Origin of the sequence: Actinophytocola sp., from assembly GCF_009379765.1 — a bacterium.
Classification (GTDB): Bacteria; Actinomycetota; Actinomycetes; order Mycobacteriales; family Pseudonocardiaceae; genus Actinophytocola.
Window position 1 is genome coordinate 1 of record NZ_WHTD01000157.1, and the last position, 19,875, is coordinate 19,875.

Annotated in this window: 22 protein-coding genes and 3 pseudogenes; 13 read left to right on the forward strand and 12 right to left on the reverse strand. The window is 71.5% G+C overall.

All coding sequences use genetic code 11. From position 1 onward, the window contains the following. Positions 1 to 339 precede the first annotated feature (339 nt). The gene (locus tag GEV28_RS33860; RefSeq protein WP_291416994.1) at positions 340 to 693 is read left to right on the forward strand and encodes a hypothetical protein; all 354 of its coding nucleotides are present in this window, start codon (positions 340 to 342) and stop codon (positions 691 to 693) included. Here the strand turns inward: GEV28_RS33860 and GEV28_RS33865 are convergent. Genes GEV28_RS33865 through GEV28_RS33875 form a run of 3 tightly spaced genes read right to left on the reverse strand, consistent with a single transcriptional unit; the run spans position 690 to position 2,943 of the window. Then, positions 690 to 1,328 (reverse strand): response regulator transcription factor, encoded by a 639-nt coding sequence (locus GEV28_RS33865; protein ID WP_291416996.1) that lies wholly within the window; start codon positions 1,326 to 1,328, stop codon positions 690 to 692. The two genes, GEV28_RS33860 and GEV28_RS33865, sit on opposite strands and share 4 nt — an antisense overlap. Then, the gene (locus GEV28_RS33870; RefSeq protein WP_291416998.1) at positions 1,325 to 2,410 is read right to left on the reverse strand and encodes a histidine kinase; all 1,086 of its coding nucleotides are present in this window, start codon (positions 2,408 to 2,410) and stop codon (positions 1,325 to 1,327) included. The genes GEV28_RS33865 and GEV28_RS33870 overlap by 4 nt, the downstream gene beginning before the upstream one ends. Then, the gene (locus GEV28_RS33875; protein ID WP_291417000.1) at positions 2,407 to 2,943 is read right to left on the reverse strand and encodes a TetR/AcrR family transcriptional regulator; all 537 of its coding nucleotides are present in this window, start codon (positions 2,941 to 2,943) and stop codon (positions 2,407 to 2,409) included. The genes GEV28_RS33870 and GEV28_RS33875 overlap by 4 nt, the downstream gene beginning before the upstream one ends. A 40-nt stretch (positions 2,944 to 2,983) precedes the next feature. On the opposite strand from GEV28_RS33875, the gene GEV28_RS33880 reads away from it, so the two are divergent. The 4 genes from GEV28_RS33880 (at position 2,984) to GEV28_RS33895 (ending at position 4,850) form a co-directional block, all read left to right on the forward strand. Next, positions 2,984 to 3,283, forward strand: a complete 300-nt coding sequence (locus GEV28_RS33880; RefSeq protein WP_291417002.1) for a hypothetical protein — start codon at positions 2,984 to 2,986, stop codon at positions 3,281 to 3,283. A gap of 16 nt (positions 3,284 to 3,299) precedes the next feature. Next, positions 3,300 to 3,815, forward strand: a complete 516-nt coding sequence (locus GEV28_RS33885) for a GNAT family N-acetyltransferase (RefSeq protein ID WP_291417003.1) — start codon at positions 3,300 to 3,302, stop codon at positions 3,813 to 3,815. Between the two features lie 171 nt (positions 3,816 to 3,986). Beyond that, positions 3,987 to 4,352 (forward strand): STAS domain-containing protein, encoded by a 366-nt coding sequence (locus GEV28_RS33890; RefSeq protein WP_291417004.1) that lies wholly within the window; start codon positions 3,987 to 3,989, stop codon positions 4,350 to 4,352. Positions 4,353 to 4,418: 66 nt separating this feature from the next. Beyond that, positions 4,419 to 4,850 (forward strand): ATP-binding protein, encoded by a 432-nt coding sequence (locus GEV28_RS33895; RefSeq protein WP_291417006.1) that lies wholly within the window; start codon positions 4,419 to 4,421, stop codon positions 4,848 to 4,850. 299 nt (positions 4,851 to 5,149) lie between these two features. Here the strand turns inward: GEV28_RS33895 and GEV28_RS33900 are convergent, their stop codons facing one another. Next, entirely contained in the window at positions 5,150 to 5,434 is a 285-nt protein-coding gene (locus tag GEV28_RS33900) for a hypothetical protein (protein WP_291417008.1), read from the reverse strand. Between the two features lie 363 nt (positions 5,435 to 5,797). Between GEV28_RS33900 and GEV28_RS33905 the strand changes: the two genes are divergently transcribed. The 5 genes from GEV28_RS33905 (at position 5,798) to GEV28_RS33925 (ending at position 9,365) form a co-directional block, all read left to right on the forward strand. Further along, positions 5,798 to 6,037, forward strand: coding sequence for a hypothetical protein (locus tag GEV28_RS33905; protein WP_291417010.1), 240 nt, complete (start codon positions 5,798 to 5,800; stop codon positions 6,035 to 6,037). Continuing rightward, positions 6,024 to 6,509 carry a Clp protease N-terminal domain-containing protein gene (locus tag GEV28_RS33910; RefSeq protein WP_291417012.1) on the forward strand — a complete coding sequence of 162 codons (486 nt, stop codon included), beginning with the start codon at positions 6,024 to 6,026 and terminating at the stop codon, positions 6,507 to 6,509. The genes GEV28_RS33905 and GEV28_RS33910 overlap by 14 nt, the downstream gene beginning before the upstream one ends. Before the next feature lie 41 nt (positions 6,510 to 6,550). Beyond that, positions 6,551 to 7,450, forward strand: a complete 900-nt coding sequence (locus tag GEV28_RS33915) for an ABC transporter ATP-binding protein (RefSeq protein WP_291417034.1) — start codon at positions 6,551 to 6,553, stop codon at positions 7,448 to 7,450. Beyond that, on the forward strand, positions 7,447 to 8,295 hold the full coding sequence (locus GEV28_RS33920; protein ID WP_291417015.1) for an ABC transporter permease: 849 nt from the start codon (positions 7,447 to 7,449) through the stop codon (positions 8,293 to 8,295). Before GEV28_RS33915 ends, GEV28_RS33920 begins: the two co-directional genes overlap by 4 nt. A gap of 89 nt (positions 8,296 to 8,384) precedes the next feature. After that, entirely contained in the window at positions 8,385 to 9,365 is a 981-nt protein-coding gene (locus GEV28_RS33925) for a YafY family protein (RefSeq protein WP_291417017.1), read from the forward strand. Here the strand turns inward: GEV28_RS33925 and GEV28_RS33930 are convergent. From GEV28_RS33930 to GEV28_RS33945, 4 genes are read right to left on the reverse strand one after another with little or no spacing between them, the layout of a single operon-like run. Continuing rightward, the gene (locus GEV28_RS33930; RefSeq protein ID WP_291417018.1) at positions 9,356 to 10,264 is read right to left on the reverse strand and encodes an SDR family oxidoreductase; all 909 of its coding nucleotides are present in this window, start codon (positions 10,262 to 10,264) and stop codon (positions 9,356 to 9,358) included. The genes GEV28_RS33925 and GEV28_RS33930 overlap by 10 nt on opposite strands. A 58-nt stretch (positions 10,265 to 10,322) precedes the next feature. Continuing rightward, positions 10,323 to 10,751, reverse strand: coding sequence for an SRPBCC family protein (locus GEV28_RS33935; RefSeq protein WP_291417020.1), 429 nt, complete (start codon positions 10,749 to 10,751; stop codon positions 10,323 to 10,325). Positions 10,752 to 10,795: 44 nt separating this feature from the next. Continuing rightward, positions 10,796 to 11,644: an AraC family transcriptional regulator gene (locus tag GEV28_RS33940; RefSeq protein WP_291417022.1), complete on the reverse strand. Its 849-nt coding sequence runs from the start codon at positions 11,642 to 11,644 to the stop codon at positions 10,796 to 10,798. Beyond that, positions 11,641 to 12,486 (reverse strand): hypothetical protein, encoded by an 846-nt coding sequence (locus GEV28_RS33945; protein WP_291417024.1) that lies wholly within the window; start codon positions 12,484 to 12,486, stop codon positions 11,641 to 11,643. The genes GEV28_RS33940 and GEV28_RS33945 overlap by 4 nt, the downstream gene beginning before the upstream one ends. Before the next feature lie 18 nt (positions 12,487 to 12,504). Between GEV28_RS33945 and GEV28_RS33950 the strand changes: the two are divergent. Together GEV28_RS33950 and GEV28_RS33955 are read left to right on the forward strand one after the other, a co-directional pair. Further along, positions 12,505 to 12,822, forward strand: a pseudogene (locus tag GEV28_RS33950) (helix-turn-helix domain-containing protein); the annotation flags it as partial. A gap of 209 nt (positions 12,823 to 13,031) precedes the next feature. Then, entirely contained in the window at positions 13,032 to 15,980 is a 2,949-nt protein-coding gene (locus GEV28_RS33955) for an MFS transporter (protein ID WP_291417026.1), read from the forward strand. Between the two features lie 31 nt (positions 15,981 to 16,011). On the opposite strand, the gene GEV28_RS33960 is transcribed toward GEV28_RS33955, so the two are convergent. The 4 genes and pseudogenes from GEV28_RS33960 to GEV28_RS33975 all read right to left on the reverse strand — a co-directional run bounded on the left by GEV28_RS33960 (position 16,012) and on the right by GEV28_RS33975 (position 19,293). Then, complete coding sequence (locus GEV28_RS33960; protein WP_291417028.1) at positions 16,012 to 16,431, reverse strand: helix-turn-helix domain-containing protein; 420 nt, start codon at positions 16,429 to 16,431, stop codon at positions 16,012 to 16,014. A gap of 314 nt (positions 16,432 to 16,745) precedes the next feature. Beyond that, positions 16,746 to 17,788, reverse strand: a pseudogene (locus tag GEV28_RS33965) (ABC transporter permease). Continuing rightward, positions 17,785 to 18,259, reverse strand: a pseudogene (locus tag GEV28_RS33970) (ABC transporter ATP-binding protein); the annotation flags it as partial. The pseudogenes GEV28_RS33970 and GEV28_RS33965, both read right to left, overlap by 4 nt. 35 nt (positions 18,260 to 18,294) lie before the next feature. Beyond that, positions 18,295 to 19,293: an LLM class flavin-dependent oxidoreductase gene (locus GEV28_RS33975; RefSeq protein ID WP_291417030.1), complete on the reverse strand. Its 999-nt coding sequence runs from the start codon at positions 19,291 to 19,293 to the stop codon at positions 18,295 to 18,297. A 64-nt stretch (positions 19,294 to 19,357) separates the two neighbouring features. Between GEV28_RS33975 and GEV28_RS33980 the strand changes: the two genes are divergently transcribed. Beyond that, positions 19,358 to 19,699 carry a hypothetical protein gene (locus tag GEV28_RS33980; protein ID WP_291417032.1) on the forward strand — a complete coding sequence of 114 codons (342 nt, stop codon included), beginning with the start codon at positions 19,358 to 19,360 and terminating at the stop codon, positions 19,697 to 19,699. Positions 19,700 to 19,875: the final 176 nt, after the last annotated feature.

A 19,875-nucleotide genomic window follows, 5' to 3' on the forward strand; every position in this document is an offset into this window, starting at 1 on the left:
CCCGCCCCGCCCCAGCTCACGGGCCTCAACACCAAGCCAGACCCGACGTTGCCGCTCAGTCAGATGCGGCTTGACCGCGTCATAGCGGCGTTCGAGAGAATCCATGACCAGGCTCATAGCACAGACCATAAACACCCCGAGACCAAAACCCAAGTTATTTTACTACGAGCCCTTACCAAAGCGGTCAAGGCCCAATGAACCGGGCACGTGAATCCAGATCGGTACGACATTTCCGAAACTTTCGGTCATGTTCGGCACCGTCGGCTACGCAGTCCTGCGTAGCCGGAAAGCCCGCACTCGTCCGACGACACGGCGGCCTCGCCCGCGAAGACTGGGTACATGACCAGCAGAAAGATCGAGGTGGCGGCGCTGCTCGTCGCCACCGTCGGGATCATCGTGCAGATCGGCACCGGCGTGCCGGGATATCCGGTGGTGCCGCCCGGACCGATCATCCTCGCGGCGGCGGCGATCGCCGTGCTCGGGTGGCGGTGGCGGTGGGCGCCGATGGTGCTCGCGGCCGTTCCGCTGTTCGTGATCGTCGGCGGGGTCATCGAGGGGTCGAGCTTCGACCGGCTCGTCGATCCCGCCGGTGTCGGGCCGTTCCTCGGCACCGCGCTGCAGTGGGTGGGCCTGGTCGTGGCGGTGCCGGCCGGGATCGCCGCGTCCGTCCGGACACATGCGACTGTCCACTAAGGAGGCGTCAGGCCCGCGCGCACGCCGAGCACCACCAGCTGCGCGCGGGACCGCGCGCCCAGCTTCACCATGGCCCAGCTGACGTGCGTGCGCACCGTGGCCGGGCTCAGCACCAGCTCCGCGGCGATCTCGTCGTTGGTCCGGCCGGTGGTCACCCACGCGACCATCTCCCGCTCCCGCTCGGTCAGCTGGTCGAGCCCCGGCACCGGCGACGGCGCGACCGTGCGGGCGAACATCGACACGACCCGCTTGGTGACCGACGGCGACAGCAGCGCCTCCCCCGCGGCCACCACCCGGATCGCGCGCACCAGCTCACCCGGCGCGGCGCCCTTCAGGATGAACCCGCTCGCGCCCGCCCGCAGCGCCTCGACGACGTACTCGTCGACCTCGAACGTGGTCACCACGATCACCCGGACCTCGGCCAACGGCAGCCGGCGCAACGTCTCCAGGCCGTCCATGCCCGGCATCCTGATGTCGAGCAGCAGCACGTCCGGGCGCTCGCCGGCGACCAACGCCAGTGCCTCGGCGCCGCTGGTCGCCTCGCCGACCAGGTCGAGGTCGGGCTCGCGCGAGATCAGGACCCGCAGGCCCATCCGGACCAGCTCGTGGTCGTCGGCCAGCGCCACCCGGATCATCGGGTGCCACCCGGCAGCCGGGCCAGGACCGCGAACCCGCCGCCGTCACGCGGGCCGGTGACCAGGGTGCCGCCGGCCGCCTCGACCCGGCGCCGCATCCCGTCGAGCCCGCGTCCGGGCGGGCCGGGTGTGCCTCGACCCCGGTCCTTCACCTCGACCACGACGCCGGTGCCGTCCCGGGCGACGCGCACCTCGGCGCGGGTCGGACCGGCGTGGCGCAGCACGTTGGTCAGCGACTCCTGCACCACCCGGAAGGCCACCATGTCGATCTCACCGTCGATCTCGCCGCCCGGCTCCATCCGCTCCAGCTCCAGCTCCACCGGCAGGCCGCCGGCCCGCACCCGCTCGACCAGCTCCGGCACGCCGGCGAGGCCGGTGCGGTCCCGCGCCACCGCGTCCAGCATGCCGCGCAGGCCGGCGAGCGACTCGGCGCTGGCCGCCTTGATCGCCTCGAGCGACGCGCGGACCTGGTCGGGCTGCTCGTCGAACACCACCAGCGCGACGCCGGCCTGCATGGCGACGACCGCGAACCCGTGCCCGGCGACGTCGTGCACCTCGGCGGCGATACGCATCCGCTCCTCGATCGCCGCCCGCGCCACGAGGTCGCGCCGCTCCCGGTCGCGCGCGACCCGGCGGGTGTACCCGAGCGCGCCGAGCGACCACGGCAGCACGATCCAGCCGGTCCAGGCGAGCGCGAGCAACGCGGGCGACGACGCGTCCGGCGCGACCCGGACCAGCAACGTCACCGACGCCACGACCGCGGCGATCCCGCACAGTGGCAAGGAGATCCGCGGCGGCCGCAGCCGGGCGACCTCGAACATCCCGATGACCATGCACAGCTGCACCGACCCGTACGGGTATCCGGCCAGCAGGTACGCGCTGACCGCCGCGACGCCGCCGGCGAGCGCCCATTCCGGCGCGACCCGCCGCGGCCCCACGGTGACTCCCGCGGCAACCACGATCAGGACGATCCCCACCGCGTCGAGCGTGCGGACGTGCGTCTGCGCCGACTGTGCCAGGAACGTCCCCGCCACCAGGCAGCCGGCGAGCGCCGCGGCGAGTACGCCGTCGAGCCACCTCATCGCAGGATCCGTTCCACCGCGACGTCCACGAGCGCGCCGGCGTCGGGAAACACGTCGGGCAGGGTCAGCCGTTCGACCACGAGCCAGTTCATGGCCAGGTACAGCACGATCACCGTGGTGGCGTCGCCGGGCGGCCCCGCCCGCTCGTGCGCGGCGACGTTGGCCGCGACGTCCGCACGGATGGTCTCGGTCAGCGCGGCGCGCAGCTCCGGCCGGCGGGTGGCCTCCAGCCGGAGCTCGAGCAGTGCCAGATACCCCTCGCGGTAGCCGGCGACATGATCGACGAGATGGCGCAACCGCGCGGCCGAGTCCGCGCCGGCCGGCACGGTCACCGCGCCCAGCCGCTCGAAGATCCGCCCGCCGATCTGGGCGAACAGCTCGTCGCGGTTGGCGAAGTAGTTGGACGCCGTGCCCACCGGAACCTCGGCCCTGGCGTCGACCGCGCGGAAGGTGAGCCCCCGCGCGCCGATGTCGGCGAGCACGTCGATGGCCGCGTCGACCAGAGCGGTTCGCCTAACCGGGTTGCGTCGCACGAGCCCACTGTATCACTATGTCTGAAGTACTACGAATGAAGTGATACGAGACGCCGACCCTCGCGTCGTCGAGCTGTCGGACGAGCTGCTGATCATCTTCGCGACCGGGCTCGGCGCCTGCAGGTGTACACATCGGACGGTCGGTCGGCGGACGCGCCGTTCGAGCCGGGCGCGCTCACGGTCAAACATCGGCGACCTGACGGCCCGCTGGACCGGCGACCGCCGGCGCTCCTCCCGGCACCTCGGGGTGCTGGCCCCGCCGGTCGGCGTGCGCGAGCACCCCGGGGTCATCGCGCACGAGTACCCGATGGAAAACCTGAACGCGATCACCGTGGGCTGACTGTTACAAAGACCCCGTGATCCGTCTTGCCCGCCCCGACGACCTGCCCGCGCTCGTGGACATCGAGCGCTCCGCCGGTGAGCCGTTCCGCGCGATCGGCATGGCCCTCGTGGCCGACGACGACCCGGGCACCGTCGAGGACCTGGCGCCGTACCAGGAAGACGGCCGCGCCTGGGTGTCCACCGACGCCGACGACCGGCCGGTCGGGTACCTGCTGGCCGAGGTCGTGGACGGGCACGCGCACATCGAGCAGGTCTCCGTGCGGCCGACCCACGGCCGCCGGGGACTGGGCCGGCAGCTCATCGAGACCGCACGCGAGTGGGCGCTGGCGCGGGGTTTCGACACGGTGAGCCTGACCACCTACGCCGAGGTGCCGTGGAACGGGCCGTACTACGCGCGGCTGGGTTTCGAGGTGCTGGCACCGGACCGGCTGACCCCGGGCCTTCGCGAGATCCGGGCGCGCGAAGCGGCGAAGGGCCTCGACGCGTGGCCCCGGGTGACGATGGTCCTACCGGCGCGGTCCGACACCTGAGCCGCGGGATCGCCTCGAACGCGTCGCCCGGGACGTCGAGCGACCCGAGCGCGTCGTTCAGGGCATCGGCCGACGAAAGTCGCGTTTGAACGGTCTGCCCGCGTGGTAGCCCGGCGGCCATGTGGCTGTTGACGAGCCGACGGCCGGCAGGGCGGTGAGACGATGAGTTCGGTGTCGTTTCGAGCGGACCCGCCCACGCCGGGCGGGTTCTCCGTGCGAGTGGACAACCATGGCGAGACAGTGGTGGTGAGCGTGGCCGGCGACGTGGACCTGGCCACCGCTCCCGAGCTGGGCGAATCGATCTCGACGGTGCTCGAGCGGCGGCCGGGGCTGCTGGTGGTCGACCTCAGTGAGGTCAGCTTCCTGGCGTCGGCCGGAATGAGCGTCCTGATCGCGGCGGACCAGCAGTCCGGAGAGCACACCCGGTTCCGGGTGGTGGCCGCGGGCAACGCGACGTTCCGTCCGATGGAACTCACCGGGTTGACCGAGATGTTCTCGATCTACCCCACCCGCGACCAGGCTCTGCGCCAGGATTGAGCTCGCCATGCCTGAGGCTGAACGCGGTGCGGTACCGGGCCGGAGGCGGAAGGTGGAGACTCCGGAGTGAACGTGGGGCATACACGACCCGAGGACGCCCAGGAGGGCGACCTGCATGTCCGGGTCCCGGCCGTCGCCGGCCGGCTCACCGGGCTCCGCCACGCACTGGCCGAATGGTCCGAGCGCGCGGGCCTGCCGCCGGATGACAGCGAGGCGCTCATCCTGGCCAGCTACGAGGCGATGGCCAACACGGTCGAGCACGCATACATCGGACAGCTGCAGGGCGTGCTCGACCTTCGCGCGGTGCGCGACCTCGCCCGGGGCTGCGTGACCGTCACGGTCACCGACTACGGGCGGTGGAAGCCACCGCCCGCCGACCCCGGCACGCGCGGCCGCGGCCTCCCCCTGATCCGCGGCCTCACGGCAACCGCCGCGATCACGCCGTCGACCACCGGCACGACGGTCGCGATGTCCTGGCCCCTCCCCACGAAGCCCTGAGAGGTAGCTGGCGTGGCGTGTCGACCGCTGGCGTCGCCGAGTCGACCCGTCGCGTCGCCGAGTCGACCCGTCGCGTCGCCGGGTCGACCCGTCGCGTCGCCGAGTCGACCCGTCGCGTCGCCGAGTCGACCGGGTCGGTCCAGCGCGGCGTCACCACCTGCTGTCATCGCCACGAGACGACACAGCGACGTCACGAGACGACACAGCGACGCCACCCGACGACACCGACCCAGCTCGTCCTGCTCTGGCTCGGAATCGGAGCCATCGGCGGGCCGTTCACCGGCAAGCGCGGTCGTCTGTCAGGGTGGGGAACGCGTCCGGTTGGGCGTGGCGGCGCGAGGCTCGGGAAGGGGCGGCACCCTCGACCGGATCGGCACGGGGTCGCCGGTGGCGGCGCTCAGCCGGGCGGTCGCGCGGAGCCGCAGCATCGTGGCCAGGCGGTCCGGGTCGGTGATCGTGGAGACCAGCTCGGTCGCCACGTCGTACACGGCACGCTCGATGGTCTCCTGGTTCTGCTCGGGCAGCCGTACCCGCAGCACCTCGACGGACGCGGCCATGATGCGCAGCACCTCGTCCGGCGCCATCGACCTCGACCTCGTATTCCGACCACCCATTCGGCCCACCTCCTGACCGATTCAGACTACCGGGCGACACGCCCGGATTTAACCCTGTGACCAGCGGTTTCACTCAGATGGCTGAGGCCAGCCCCACATGGGTACCGCACGCAGCGGATGGAGCTCGTCGTCGGTTCTGGCGTGCGAGTTCTGCGCGCTTGGGAACCGGCCTCAGCGCAGGGCGTAAGCACGGATGACCGTCTCGGTCGACGCTGGGGTGCGCGGGTGGAGTCGACCTCGACGACAACGGCCGACGCGGAGGTTCTGCCGGTGGATCAGGTGGTTAGCAACCGTAGTTGACTAATTTCGGATTAGTCAACTACGGTTGCTTACATGTCCGGTGTCGAGGTTCCCCACGATCCCGCTGACGGGCTGGCGGCCGTGGCGGCGTTGCGGAAGTTGGCTGACCAGTTGGAGAACGCCGCTGTCGAGCGGGCGATGCGAGCCGGCTGGAGCTGGCCGCAGGTCGCCGAGGCGCTCGGCCTCACGCGCCAAGCGGTCCACAAGAAGCATGCCAAGCGGCTCATCGCCGCCGGCGTGACGCTGAGGAGGCGCAACGATGACCGCGTTTGACAAATACCTTCACGCGATCATCGTGCGGGGAGAACAAGAAGCACGCGACGACGGATCGGCGGCGGTCGAGGCACGCCATCTCCTGCTCGCGATCGCCGGCGAGCGGGAAACCACCACGCAGCAGGTCCTGGCCTCGGTCGGGTTGGACCACCGAGCGACTCGCGACGCGCTGGACCGGGAGTTCGCGCACAGCCTGAGCACGGTCGGCGTGTCTCGGGCCGCCTTCGACCTCCCTCGGCCGAGCAATGCCCCGGCGCATCCGAAGATGGGCGCCTCGGCCAAGCTCGCGCTGGAACGAGGGTTCGCATCCGTGGCCCGCAAGAAAGATCTGCGGCCGGCGCATCTGCTGCTCGGGATCCTGCGCGCTCAGGCCGGCACCGTGCCGCGCGCGCTCGCCCTGGCGGGTATCGACCAGGCCGACCTGACGGCACGGGTGCTGCGAACGCTCACCAACGAAGGCGAACAAAGGTGACGACCAACGAGAAAGTCGTGCTCGATGTCGACGGACTGCGCATGCGCTACGGCACGAGCGATGTCCTGCGCGATGTGACGTTCCAGGCGCGCCAAGGGGAGGTGCTGGCGCTGCTAGGCCCGAACGGGGCGGGAAAGACCACCGCGATCGAGATCCTGGAAGGTTTCCGGATGCGGTCGGCGGGCAGGGTCACGGTGCTCGGCACCGATCCGGCGCACGGCACCGAACAATGGCGGGCACGGGTGGGTGTTGTGCTGCAGTCCTGGCGGGACCACGGTAGCTGGCGGGCGCGTGAGTTGCTCGCGCATCTGGGTTCTTGCTACGCCTGCTACTCCACAGAGCTGGTCGAACGGCCATGGGACGCCGGCGAGCTCGTCGCGGCGGTCGGCCTGTCCGAGCACGCGAACAAGAAGATCAGGATGCTCTCCGGTGGGCAGCGACGCCGGCTGGATGTCGCGATCGGCATCGTCGGCCGTCCCGAGCTGCTGTTCCTCGACGAGCCCACCGCCGGCATCGACCCGCGGGCACGGCGTGAGTTCCACGATCTCGTCCAAGGCCTCGCGGAGAGGGGCGAGACCACGATCCTGCTCACCACGCACGATCTGAACGAGGCCGAGAAACTCGCCGACCGCATCATGATCCTCGACCACGGACGAGTCGTCGCGGATGGTACGGCCGAGGAGCTCGCCCAGCGGATATCGGGCGAGGACGAGGTGCGCTGGACTCGCGACGGGCAGCATTTCGCGCGGTCGACCGCCGAGTCCACCAAGCTCGCTTTCGAGCTGTTCGAACAGTACGGCGAAGCGATCGAGAACCTCGAAGTCCGCCGGTCCTCATTGGAAGACACCTATCTCTCCCTGGTACACCAGGCCGAGTCCGGCCAGCACGAAACCGTGGCGCACTCGTCGGCAGTGTCCAGTTCGGACGGGGTGACCCGATGAACCCGACCACGACGGCGTTGCGCGCGGGCTGGTCCCGCGGGCTGATCGAGCTGCGACAGTCGCTGACCAACGGCGGGGACCTGTTCAACCACTGCTTCTGGCCCGTGCTGATGTTGGCCACCCTGTTCTTCCTCCGAGACGTCTCCTTCGGGCAGAGCGGGTTCATGCTCGGCACTCTCGTCCTGCCCAGCATTCTCGGCATGAACGCCGCGATGGCCATGGTCACCATGAGCCAACTGCTCACCGCCGACCGCGAGGACGGAACCCTGCTGCGGGCGAAGGCGATCCCGAACGGAATGCTGACCTACCTGGTCGGCAAGATCATCGCGGTGTCCGGGAGCCTGGTCGTCGACCTTGCGATCTTTCTGATCCCCGGCTTGTTCATCATCTCCGGCCTCGCGGCCGGCAGCCCGGGTTCCTGGCTGACCCTGATCGGGCTGCTGGCCCTGGCCCTGGTGGCAACCCTGCCTGTCGGCGCGGTGCTGGGTTCGGTGTTCACCAGCACACGCAGCCAGGGACTTCTCACGCTGCCGATACTCGGCATGATCGCGATCTCCGGGGTCTTCTACCCGATCACGTCGACGCCGGAGTGGCTGCAATGGGTCGCTCAGGTCTTCCCGATCTACTGGCTCGGCCTCGGCATGCGTTCGGCCCTGCTGCCCGACGGCGCGGTCAGCGTCGAGATCGGCGAGTCCTGGCGGTACCTGGAAACCGTCGGGGTGCTCGGGGCCTGGGCCGTGCTCGGCCTGGTCGTGGCACCGATCGTGCTACGCCGGATGGCACGCCGGGAGTCGGGATCCACCGTGGCCGAGCGGCGCGAGAGAGCCCTGCGGCGGGTCGGGTAGGACGAGGCACGGCCACATGCACCGGCTGGATCGGATCTCCGGGCATTCCGGGCCACGCCGGGCCTTCCGGCATCGGGCACAATCGGCGGGTGCGAGCTGAGCGTTTGGTGACCCTGCTGTTCCTGCTGCAGCAGCGCCGCCGGGCCACGGCGGCCGAGCTGGCCGACGCGCTGGCCGTGTCCGAGCGGACCGTGTACCGCGACATCGCGGCCCTCGAGGCGGCCGGCGTTCCACTGTGGACGGAACAGGGGCGCACCGGCGGCATTCGGCTCATGGACGGCTGGCGGACCCGGCTCGACGGGCTCACCGGCAAGGAGGCCGCCGCCATCTTCGCGGTCGGCGTGCCCGAGGTGCTCGCCGAGCTCGGCCTCGGCTCGGCGCTCACCGCGGCGCGGGCCAAGGTCCTCTCCACGCTGCCGGCCGGCCTGCGCGACTACGCCGAGCAGATCAGCGACCGCTTCCACCTCGACGCACCCGGCTGGTTCCACCGGCCCGAGGAGGTCTCCCAACTCGCCACCGTCGCCTCGGCCGTCGCCGACCCGCGGCGGCTGCGGGTGCGCTACGGGCGGCCCGACCACTCCGTCGACCGGCTGCTCGAACCACTCGGCCTCGTGGTCAAGGCCGGTGTCTGGTACCTGGTCGCGCTGCCGGTGCCTGGTGACGTGCCGCACACCTACCGGGTCGCGCGCATCGCGGACGCCGTGCCGGACGAGCCGTTCGAGCGGCGGCCGTTCGACCTCGTGGCCTGGTGGGCGCAGACGTCCGCGCGGTTCGAGCGCTCGCTGCTGCGTGACCGGGTGCGAATGCGGCTGAGCCCGCGGGCACAACGCGCGCTGCCGGAGATCACCGACCGCGAGGCGGCCGCCGAGGCACTCGCCGCCGCCGGCCCACCGGACGCCGACGGGTGGTGCGAGCTGGAGCTCGACGTCGAGAACGAGCGCGTCGCGCTGACCCAGCTCACCGGCCTCGGCGTTGGGGTGGAGGTGCTGGCGCCGCCGACCCTGCGAGCCGCCCTGGCCGAGGTGGGCCAGGCGATGGCGGCTCGCAACCGGGTCGCGGGTCAGCGGTAGCCGGCGGCGTCCGCCGGCTTGCCCCGGCTCTCGACCTCGTCGATGTAGCGCCAGGCGTCCGGGCGGCTGCCGTCGGCGTCGTCGAAGTCGTAGAGCTTCGCCAGCTGCCCGGAGGACAGCGACTGCCCCGACCACCGCGCCACGTCCGGGTCCGCGGCCAGTGCCGCGGCGGCCCGGCCGACGAACACCGGCGACTCGGAGATCACGAAGTGCGGCTGGACCTTCGTCGCGTCGAGCCAGTTCGACTCGGTCACGCCGAACGCGTCGAGCATCGCCTCCGAACGCAGCCACCCCGGGGTCAGCGCGACCGCGGTGCAGCCGAACTCGCGCAGCTCCTCGGACTGGCCCAGCGCCATCCGCTGCACGGACGTCTTCACCAGGTCGTAGAAGAACCCGGCGTCCTTGCGGTACTTGGCGTTGTACTCGGCCGTGCCGTCGGTCATCTCGATCACCAGCCCGCCCGGCCGGCGGATCAGCAACGGCAGCGCAAAGTGGCTGGTGATCGCATGCGTCTCGACACCGAGCCGCAGCATCCGCAGGCCGCCCTCCAGCGAGTGCTCCCACAGCTTGTCGCCGAACCTGAGGTAGCCGTCGCCGCCCCAGATGTCGTTGACCAGCACGTCCAGCCGCCCCTGCTCGGCGTCGATCCGCTCGACGAGCGCGCGCACCGAGCCGGCCTCCAGGTGGTCGACCCGGATCGCGATACCCGTGCCGCCCGCGGCGGTCACGAGCTCGGCGGTCTCCTCGATCGTCTCCGGCCGGTTCATCTCCGAGCGCTGCTCGCGCGTGGTCCGCCCCGTCACGTACACCGTCATGCCCAGCCGGCCGAGCTCCACCGCGATGGCCCGGCCGGCCGCCCGCGACCCCCCGGCGACCAGCGCCACCTTCTTCTCAGTCATGCCGGCCACGATGCCGGCAAAACCTGACAACCGCCGGCCGGATTTCCAGAAGAAGCCGTCAGCGCGGCACCTCGGCCTCGACCAGGCGCTTGAGGGCGTCGAGTTGGCCTGCGTCGGTTCGCCGGATGACCGCTCGCAGCGCCGGGGCGACCACCCGCCACATCGCCCCGGTGGTCACGTCGGCGACGAGCACGATGCGGGTCGCCGCGCCGTCGGCCTCGACGGAGTAGGTGTAGTCGGCCCGCACGCCGCCCTGCACCGACGTCAGCGTGATCGACTCGCCGGGCCGCACCGCGGTGACCTCGCTGGTGCGCTCCTTCTTCCGCGCCACGAACGTCAACGTGGTGCCCACGTCGATGCCGCCGCCTGCCCGTGCACTGTCCACTCCGGACATCCAGTCGGGGGCGCGCCGCCAGTCGGTCAGCACCCGCCACACCTGTTCGGCCGGCCGGTCGATGACCTGCGTGGCGATGAAGGCTTGGGTCATGCGCGCACCTTCCCGCCGCGGGCCGCGAATGTCTTGGACGGATTTCACCTGGGCACGAAGCCGGGCGCGGCGTCCTCCGGCCGGTAGGTGCGCCGCTGCGCCGCCTGGTACTCCGACGGCGTGACGCCGGTGTGCCGCTTGAAGTCGCGGATCAGGTGGGCCTGGTCGAACCAGCCGAGCGTGGCGGCGAGCTCGATCCACTCGATCTGCCCGTACACGTCGAGGTGCGCGAGCAGCGCCCGCAGCCGCAGGATCCGCGCCAGCGTCCGCGGGCCGAGCCCGACCACCCGGGAGAACTCCCGGTCCAGATGCCCGTGCGACACCCCGAGCGACGCGGCCAGCTCGCCGATGCTCCGCGCGGGCTCGGCTTCCAGTGCGGCAACGGCCGCCGCGCACCGCTCGACGCCGGGACCGACCTCGCCGAGTGAGGAGGTGAGCGCCGTCTCGGCCTGGGCGAGCACCTCGCCCGGCTGGGTGACGGCCAGCTCGGCGCGGAGGCGGGTCGCGGTGGGCCACGCGGTGGCGAGGTCGACGACCCGGCCGCGCAGGCCGGCGGGGTCGAGGCCGAACACCGCGCGGCAGCCCACCGGGGTGGTGACGATGCCGACGCAGAACGTCTCGGCGGTGGGCTGGTTCACGATCGGCCGGTCGTGCGGGCCGATCAGGAAGCCCGTGGTGGCGAGGAACGCCGGGCCCGCGGCGGGGGTCTGCCGGATGGGCGGGCCGAGCACGATACCGGCCACTGTGGACCCGGTGGGCGCGATCAGCTCGCGCTCGTAGTCGATCCGGCCGCGGGCGTACCAGATCGACTCGACGTAGCGCGCCAGCGGCGCGGCGGGCGCCCTGGTCAGGAACGTGAACTCCATCGCGCCGTCCAGTATGGACCCCGTCACGCAAGCAGTCCCGTCAGATACATGAGACCCACCGCGGCCGTGAAGCTCGCGGCGGCCAGCGGACCGGGCTTCCCCACCACGAGCCGCCCCACCGCGAGCACGACCTGGGCGATCGCGCCCGCCGCGATGCCGAGACCGAGCACCGCCCACACCCCGCCCGCGGTGAGCCCGCCGAGCCACAGGCCGGGGATGGCCGGCAGCCCCGCGGCGCCCGCGACCAGCAGCAACACCCACCGCCGGGCACGCGGGGGCGGCTGTGGACCGCGGGCGAGCGGTGCCGCGATGGCCACGCCCTCGGTCAGGTTGTGGATCGCGAAGCCGATCACGAGCGCGGCACCCAGCGCCACCTCGCCGATGCGCATCGCGGTGCCGACCGCGAGTCCCTCGCCGAGGTTGTGCAGCCCGATGCCGATCGCGATCAACCACGCCGGCCGCATACGGGGCGCGGGCACCGCTCCGGGGCCGCCGCGCGGGGCGACGCCCAGCGACTCCACCGCCGCGAAGACCGCCAACGCCCCGAGCCCGCCCAGGGCGAACACGCCGATCCCGTTGAGGCCGGAGCCGAGGCCGCCGGCCAGATCCAGGCCCTCCGCGGTCGAGTCCACGAGCAGGAACGCCAGCAGGCCGAGGGTGAACACCAGGACTGCCCCGGTCACCCGGACCGACGCGCGGCGCAAGAACGGGAGCCACAGCAGGCCGAGCATCACCGGGAGCGTCGCCATCGCCAGGCCGATCAGCGCGAGCATGCCGAGCGTGGCCGGCGCGCCGGTCGGGGTGAGCGACGGCGACGCGATCTCGTGCTCGATCACCGTGCCGGTCGAGGTCAGCAGCGCGACGTGCACGGGGATCGCGGGCTGCCGCTGAGCTGCTCGGCGGCGGCCATGCGGCTGCTGATGCGGGCGAAGTGGCCGGGCAACGTGGCGCAGCTGCGCGAGGTCCTGCGCCGGGTGACGCTGCGCCGCCGGGTCGGTGTCATCGAGCCGGGTGACCTTCCCCCCGAGCTGCAGACGGTCACCGGCCGGGTGCTCAACCCGCTGGAGTCCATCGAACGGGACGCGATCGTGCGCGGCCTGCTCGACGCCGACGGCAACAAGAAGGAGGCGGCCCGGGCGCTCGGCATGTCCCGCGCCACCATCTACCGCAAGATCCGCGAGTACGGCATCGACATCCCCCAGTGAGTCCCGAGGTGACGATCCCGGCGGCGTCCGCGTCGCTACCACCGGCGTACCGAGACGCCGATCCTCGCTATTACTCTTAGTCAACCAGTTGGGCTATTTGGGTAAACAAGCGCCTCGGCCGTGCCCTGCCGCCGAGGTGGATCTACTGTCGGATCCGCAGGCCGTGCGGGGCACGGCCTGCGGGTGTCATGTCAGGAGCGAGGCGGGCGATGGGGCGCAGGACTGGATTCCGCGAGGTGCTCGCCGTGCGCGAGTTCCGCGCACTCTGGTCCGCAGAGCTGCTGTCGGTCGGCGGCGACCAGCTCGCCCGGGTCGGCCTCGCCGTCCTCGTCTACACCCGGACATCGTCCGCCGGCTGGACCGCGCTGACCTACGCCCTCACCTTCCTTCCCGCGCTGCTCGGCGGGGTGCTGCTCGGCGGGCTCGCCGACCGGTTCCCACGCCGCGAGCTCATGGTGGTCGTCGACGTGCTGCGCGCGGCGGTCGCCGGGCTGATGGCGATCCCGTCGCTGCCGATCCCGGTCCTGCTGGTGCTCGTGTTCCTGCTGACGCTCGGCGGGGCACCGTTCAAGGCGGCGCAGCAGGCACTGCTGCCCACGATCCTCACCGGCGACCGGTACGTTGCCGGGCTCGCGCTGCGCACGGTCACCAGCCAGACCGCACAGGTCGCCGGCTTCCTCGGCGGCGGCGCGCTGCTCGCCGTGCTCGACCCGCACGCGGCTCTCGGCCTGAACGCCGGCACCTTCCTCATGAGCGCGGCCGTGCTGGTGCTGGGCGTCGACCACCGGCCGGCCGCCCGCGCGACGCACCCCGCACGGTCCACCGGCGCCGCCTCGCTGATCTGGCGGGACCCGTACCTGCGCGGGCTGGTCGCGCTGTCCTGGCTCGTCGGCGTGTTCGTCATCCCCGAAGGGCTGGCCGCGCCCTACGCCGCGGGCCTCAGCACCGCGGCGGCCGCGGTCGGGCTGCTGATGGCGGCGGCTCCGGCCGGCAGCATCGTCGGGGCATGGCTGGTCTCCAGGGTGCCGCAGCACGCACGCCCGGCCATGACGACCTGGTTCGCCGTGCTCGCGGGCGTGCCGCTGACGGCCTGCCTGCTCCGACCGCCGCTGACCGTGGTGGTGCTGCTCTGGGCGATCTCCGGCGCGTGTGCCACCGCTTACCTGGTCCTCGCGCAGGCCGCGTTCGTGCTCGCCGTCCCGGACCACAGCCGCGGAGCCGCGTCCGGTCTGGCGGGCGCCGGGGTACTGTCGTCACAAGGTGTCGCGGTGCTCGGCGCAGGCCTGCTGGCCGATGCGACGAGCCCGGTGCTGGCTGTCGCGACCGGAGGTGTTGCCGGCGTGGGACTCACCGGCCTACTGGGGGTGTCGTGGCTTCGCGCCCGTTCCCGCCAAGGGCGAGCGCCCGTTGGGTCGAGCGGGCGCGAGACCGACGACATCGATCACGATGAGGTACTCACCAGTCCCAGCTCCTCAACATCTCTCGCACCTCCTTCTCAGCGAACCGCCGCCGAGCACGGCAACGGAAGTGCTGTTCGGGCACCGAAGATCACCAGTCCCAGCTCCTCGACATCACGCACACCTCCCTTCATGAACGCGGCCGCCGCACATGGCGACGGAAAAGTTGATCAGGCATGGGAAGTCACCAGTCCCAGCTCCTCATCACGCACACCTCCTCCCACGGGAACCGCCGCCGAACACGGCAACGGAAACGCTGATCCGGCACCGACCATCACCAGTCCCAGCTCCTCGACATCACGCACACCTCCCTCCGCGAGCGCGGCCGTAGTCAACGGAAACGGAAATGTTGATCGGGGGATGGTCCCCCGACCGCCCCAACCAGCATCCCTTTCGACCGATGGGCGGTCCAGGCTGCCAACCCGCTGGGCGTTGTGGCGGCAGCCGGCCCGGGTGCTGGCTCTCCTGCTGGCGGTCGAGGCCACGGCAGTGGGCGTCACCGCGTACCTTGCCTGGCACAGCCACGTCGACGCCGCCGACCTGACCACGCTCGGCATCATCGTCGGCCTCGGCCTGGCGATGGGCGAGTTGACCCGGCACGTCGAGCGGGTACGCAGACGGTTCAACGACACCCCACACGTCAACCTGACCTCGGTGTGGACGTTCTCCGCCCTGCTGGTGCTGCCGCCGGCGCTCGTCCCGGTCGTGACCGGCGCGATGTATCTGCATCTGTTCTGGCGCAGCTGGTACCGCGTGCGCAGCGTGCATGCCTACCGCCTGGTGTTCACCGCGTCCACGGTGGTGCTCGGCGCGTACTCCGCGTCGGCCATCCGGTATCTGCTGGCACCGGCCGAGCTGCCCGACTGGGGTCAGCCGGTCGCGGTGGTGGCGGTGGTGCTCGCCGTGCTCGCGTACTCGGGAGTGAACCTGGGTCTCGTCGCCACGGCCATCACGCTGCACGCGCGCCGGCTCGACGTGCGGCGCGCGCTCGGCACCGCCAGGGAGGCGGCGCTCGAGTACGCGACGATCGCCCTCGGCGCGATCACCGCGTTGCTGATCAGCGTCCACCCGGCGTGGGCTCTGATGGTTGTGCCACCCCTGCTGGTGCTGCACCGCAGCGTATTGATGCGCCAGCTCGAGGAGGCGGCGTCGACCGACCAGAAGACGGGCCTGGCGAACGCCACGGCATGGACGAACATGGCGACGGCGGAGATCCAGCGGGCGGCGCGGGACAAGATGCAGGTCGGAATCCTGATGGTGGACCTGGACCATTTCAAGGCGGTGAACGACGCGCACGGTCACCTGGTCGGCGACCGGGTCCTCCAGGCGGTGGCGGACACGTTGACCACGTCAGCCCGGCGCTACGACGTCGTCGGCCGCTGGGGTGGCGAGGAGTTCGTCGTCCTGTGTCCCGAGGTGTCGGCGGACGCGCTGCGCCAGATCGGCGAGCGGATCTGTGAGCGGGTGCGCCAGCTGGGAGTGCCGGTGGCGGAGCACGGCCGGGGCGAGGTGGTCGACGGGCTGAGCGTCTCCGTCGGGACCGCCGTGTACCCGGAGTTCGGCCCCGAGCTGCAGGACGTGCTGTTGGCCGCCGACGACGCGTTGTTCGTGGCCAAGGACTCCGGCCGCAACCAGGTCCAGACGATCATCGCAGCGATCGGCGACCTTGCTGGGCCGCGGAGCCCGAGCCAGGGCTCGTGATCGCCGTTCTCCCGGTCCCGGTCCCGTTCTCCTAGCCACCGTTGACGGTCTCGTCGGACTTGGCTGCGAGGTAGGCGGCGCGGGCCCGGCTCAGCTCGCCGCGGTGGTCCTCGGCCCACTTGGCCAATGGGAGGAGTGCGCGCAGGAGCGAGCGGCCCATCGGGGTGAGCTGGTACCACGTGGAGCCGAACCGGCTGGGGCGGTCGATCTTGATGACGAGGCCGTCGCGCTGCATGCGGTGGAGCGTGTCGGTGAGAACCTTCTGTCTCAGCGGCCTCTCGTGGGTCACCCACCCGAGCCTCTCCTCGGTGCGGTTGATGTGCTCCAGCAGCTTTGAGTACGTCATGGGGCGAGCGGTCAGCGAGGCCAGGACGGCGGTCACCCACTGACCGGACAGCGCGCCCATCGCCTCGTGGATGCCGTGCCGGTACGGCAGGCGTTCCTCACTCATTACACCCCCAACGCTCCGCCGCGAACCTCTAGTGTGCCCGACCGGCGACGTTCCGTGTTCGCCTGGGAGCCGTGAACCACGCTACTCCATAAGAGTGAATGAGCCGGGAGAAGACCAGGTCGCTGGTCGCACACCCCCGAGTTGCCCGGTTACGCACCTTGTAGTGCGCCGAGGGCTTCGGTGTACGAACAACGAGCCGCGGCGGTTTGGCTGCGGGTCGGGGAGCCGGGGCGACGGTGACACCGACGAATCCGAGCCGCGGGTGACCATCCTCACCCGCGTAGTCGGTGTCACCGTCAACCTGCCCTCCTGTCTCAGGCGGCGGCCAGTGCCTCGGTCGGCGTGAGCTCGGCCGCTCGTATCGACGGGTGGAGCCCGGCAAGCGTGCCGACCACGGCGGCGCCCGAGACGCCGCCGGTGATCGCGATGAGGGGGATCACCGGCGGCCAACCCTGATACGTCGCGTATCCGAGGGTGACCAGTACCCCGATGCCGGTGCCGGCGAGTCCGCCGAGCGCGGAGAGGACCACCGCCTCGGTGAGGAACTGGGCCCGGATGTGCCCGCGGGTGGCGCCCAGCGCCCGGCGCGGCCCGATCTCCCTGCGCCGCTCCAGCACGGAGATGAACATCGTGTTGGCCACCCCGATGCCGCCGACCAACAACGCCACCCCCCGCAAGCCCGAGCAGCAGCGCGGACAGGTTGCTCTCCGTCGCTCGCTTGGCCGCCAGCGCGTCCGACGGCCGGCTGACCTGCACGAGCCCGGGTAACTCCGGGTACACGGTCGCGCCGAGCACCGCTCGCACGTCGTCGATCGCGTCCTCCCGCGCCTTCACGTAGACGACGGTCGGCCGCCCGTCGAAGCCCAGCTTGTTCTTGGCCGCGGCCCACCCGACCAGCACCGACCGCTCCAGATCGGGCGCGAGCGGCATCGGGTCGAGGATGCCGGTCACCGTGAACCACCGGTCGCCGACGTACACCTGCTACCCCGGCCGCCCGACACCCAGCCGACCGGCGGCGACACAGCCGAGCACCGCCGCCGGACCCGCTCGACGGCGTCGGCGGACAGCTCGACCGGTGGGGTCCTCAACGGCACGCTGCGGGAGGGGCGGTTCCTCGACGCGGGGGTGGCACCGACCGCTGGTTGGGAGCCGGCTCGGCCCGGAGCATGTTGGTGCCGAGCGCGGTCAGCTCGTCCAGCAGTGCCGCCTGGCTGGACGCCGGGATACCGGTCACCACGACGAGCGTGGCGATCCCGATCGAGATGCCCAGGGCGGACAGGGCCGCCCGCAGCTTGCGGGTGCTGATGCACACCAGCCCCAACCGCAGGACGTCGCCCATGCCGAGTCGCACGTTCATCGCGCCACCAGTGCGGCGATGTCGATGATCACCCGACCGTCGCGGAGCTCGATGCGCCTGGGTAAGCGGGCGGCGATGTCGCGGTCGTGCGTGATGATCGCGATCGTCGTGCCCTCGGCGTTGAGGGCCGCCAGCAGGTCGAGCACCGCGGTGCCCCGTGTCGGTGTCCAGCGCGCCGGTCGGCTCGTCGGCCAGGACGAGGGCGGGCTCGTTGACCACCGCCCGCGCGATCGCGACCCGCTGCCGCTCGCCACCGGACAGCTCGGGTGGCCGGTGACCCAGCCGGTGGCCGAGGCCGACCCGCTCGAGCGCCGCCGCGGCACGCGAAGCGCGGTCGCGGCGCGGCACGCCGGCGTAGAGGAGCGCCGTGGCCACGTTGTCCACCGCCGACAGCCCGTCGGTGAGGTGGAACTGCTGGAACACGAAGCCCAGCCACTGCCCGCGCGGCGTCGAGACCCGCCTGTCCGGCAGGCCCGGCGGAGCGCGATCGACGTGGAACGCGCCTGTCACACCAGGCCGGCTGCGACCTTCTCCGCGATCAGCTCGAAGGAACGGGTCCGCTCGGCGATGTCGTAGACCATCGTGGTGAGCATCAGCTCGTTGGCGCCGGTGCGCGCCAGCAGGTCGGTGAGCTGGCGGCGGACGGTCTCCGGCGAGCCGACCGCCTGGTCGGTGAACCGGTCCTCGGCGAACGCGCGCTCCTGGTCGGTGTACGGATAGGCGGCCGCCTCCTCGGGCGTCACCAGCGGCTCCGGCGTGCCCTTCCGCAGCTTGAGGAACGCGAGCGACGCCGGACCGGACAGGTAGCGAGCCCGCTCGTCGGTGTCCGCGCAGATCGCGTTGACCGCGACCTTCGCGTACGGCTCGGACAGCCACCGCGACGGCCGGAAGTTCGCCCGGTACAGCTCCAACGCCGGCACGGTGTTCGCCGAGCTGAAGTGGTGCGCGAACGAGAACGGCAGGCCGAGAAGGCCCGCGAGCTGCGCGCTGAACCCGCTCGACCCGAGCAGCCAGATCGCCGGCTCGTTCCCGCGACCCGGCACCGCGACGATCCGCTCGTCGTCGCCTTCGAAGTAGCCGATGAGGTCGCCCAGCTCCTGGGGGAAGTTCTCGGCCGACAGCCCCGCCGTCGTCCGGCGCAGCGCGAGCGCCGTGCGCTGGTCGGTGCCCGGTGCCCGCCCGATCCCGAGGTCGATGCGGCCCGGGTGCAGCGCCTCGAGCGTGCCGAACTGCTCGGCGACCACCAACGGCGCGTGGTTGGGCAGCATCACACCGCCGGACCCCACCCGGATCGTCGACGTTGCCGCCGCGAGGTGGGCGATCAGCACCGACGGTGCGGAGCTGGCGATCGAGGGCATGTTGTGGTGCTCGGCCACCCAGAACCGCCGGTAGCCCAGCTCCTCGGTCCGGCGCGCGAGCTCGGTGGTGGCGCGCAGCGCTTCAGTGGCGCTGACATCGCGCGCCACGGGGGCAAGGTCGAGGACAGACAGCGGCACATCGATCACACTTGCGCCAACCGACGCCGGTCGTAGTTTTGTTCCCTGACTCGTCGAGCCATGCGGAGCCCCGATGTACGCCCCTCATGCCCTGCTCACGCTCGTGCTGGTCGGCGCGGCGCTCCTCATCGGCACCTCGGTCGCCCGCCGGGTCGGGCTGGCCGCGCCGGTGGTGTTGCTGGTGGCCGGCGTACTGCTGAGCCTCACCCCCGCGTTGCACGACATCGCCGTCGCGCCCGAGCCGGACGAGCGGACGGAGGCCGAGATGCTGCGTAACGAGCTGCTGTCGGTGAAGCGGGCGACCGTCGTGGCGCTGCGCGACGAGCACGTCATCAGCGACACCGTGCTGCTGCGGCTGCAGGCGCAGCTCGACGCCGAGGAGAACCGAGTCAATCCGCCGTCCACAGTCGACTAATGGTTGGTTGTTGACGCCGGAAATGCGCTGGTTGGCCGTCGCCGGGCGGGTCTGTCAGCGGCTAGTGTCCTGAGTCGGGAGTTCGGCGCCAGATCCGGTGATCCGCGTGGTGGCTGGCAAGGCGGCGGGAAGTCCTCGTACCGGGTCGTACTCGGGCTTTCCGCCAACGCCGCCAG

What these genes read in the sequence shown, in the direction of transcription:
- GEV28_RS33980 (WP_291417032.1), top strand. Translation starts at nt 19,358, where the DNA reads ATGTACGCCCCTCATGCCCTGCTCACGCTCGTGCTGGTCGGCGCGGCG.
- GEV28_RS33960 (WP_291417028.1), bottom strand. Translation starts at nt 16,431, where the DNA reads ATGAGTGAGGAACGCCTGCCGTACCGGCACGGCATCCACGAGGCGATG.
- GEV28_RS33935 (WP_291417020.1), bottom strand. Translation starts at nt 10,751, where the DNA reads ATGACCCAAGCCTTCATCGCCACGCAGGTCATCGACCGGCCGGCCGAA.
- GEV28_RS33865 (WP_291416996.1), bottom strand. Translation starts at nt 1,328, where the DNA reads ATGATCCGGGTGGCGCTGGCCGACGACCACGAGCTGGTCCGGATGGGC.
- GEV28_RS33860 (WP_291416994.1), top strand. Translation starts at nt 340, where the DNA reads ATGACCAGCAGAAAGATCGAGGTGGCGGCGCTGCTCGTCGCCACCGTC.
- GEV28_RS33930 (WP_291417018.1), bottom strand. Translation starts at nt 10,264, where the DNA reads ATGACTGAGAAGAAGGTGGCGCTGGTCGCCGGGGGGTCGCGGGCGGCC.
- GEV28_RS33920 (WP_291417015.1), top strand. Translation starts at nt 7,447, where the DNA reads ATGAACCCGACCACGACGGCGTTGCGCGCGGGCTGGTCCCGCGGGCTG.
- GEV28_RS33955 (WP_291417026.1), top strand. Translation starts at nt 13,032, where the DNA reads ATGGGGCGCAGGACTGGATTCCGCGAGGTGCTCGCCGTGCGCGAGTTC.
- GEV28_RS33870 (WP_291416998.1), bottom strand. Translation starts at nt 2,410, where the DNA reads ATGAGGTGGCTCGACGGCGTACTCGCCGCGGCGCTCGCCGGCTGCCTG.
- GEV28_RS33915 (WP_291417034.1), top strand. Translation starts at nt 6,551, where the DNA reads ATGCGCTACGGCACGAGCGATGTCCTGCGCGATGTGACGTTCCAGGCG.
- GEV28_RS33910 (WP_291417012.1), top strand. Translation starts at nt 6,024, where the DNA reads ATGACCGCGTTTGACAAATACCTTCACGCGATCATCGTGCGGGGAGAA.
- GEV28_RS33905 (WP_291417010.1), top strand. Translation starts at nt 5,798, where the DNA reads ATGTCCGGTGTCGAGGTTCCCCACGATCCCGCTGACGGGCTGGCGGCC.
- GEV28_RS33900 (WP_291417008.1), bottom strand. Translation starts at nt 5,434, where the DNA reads ATGGCGCCGGACGAGGTGCTGCGCATCATGGCCGCGTCCGTCGAGGTG.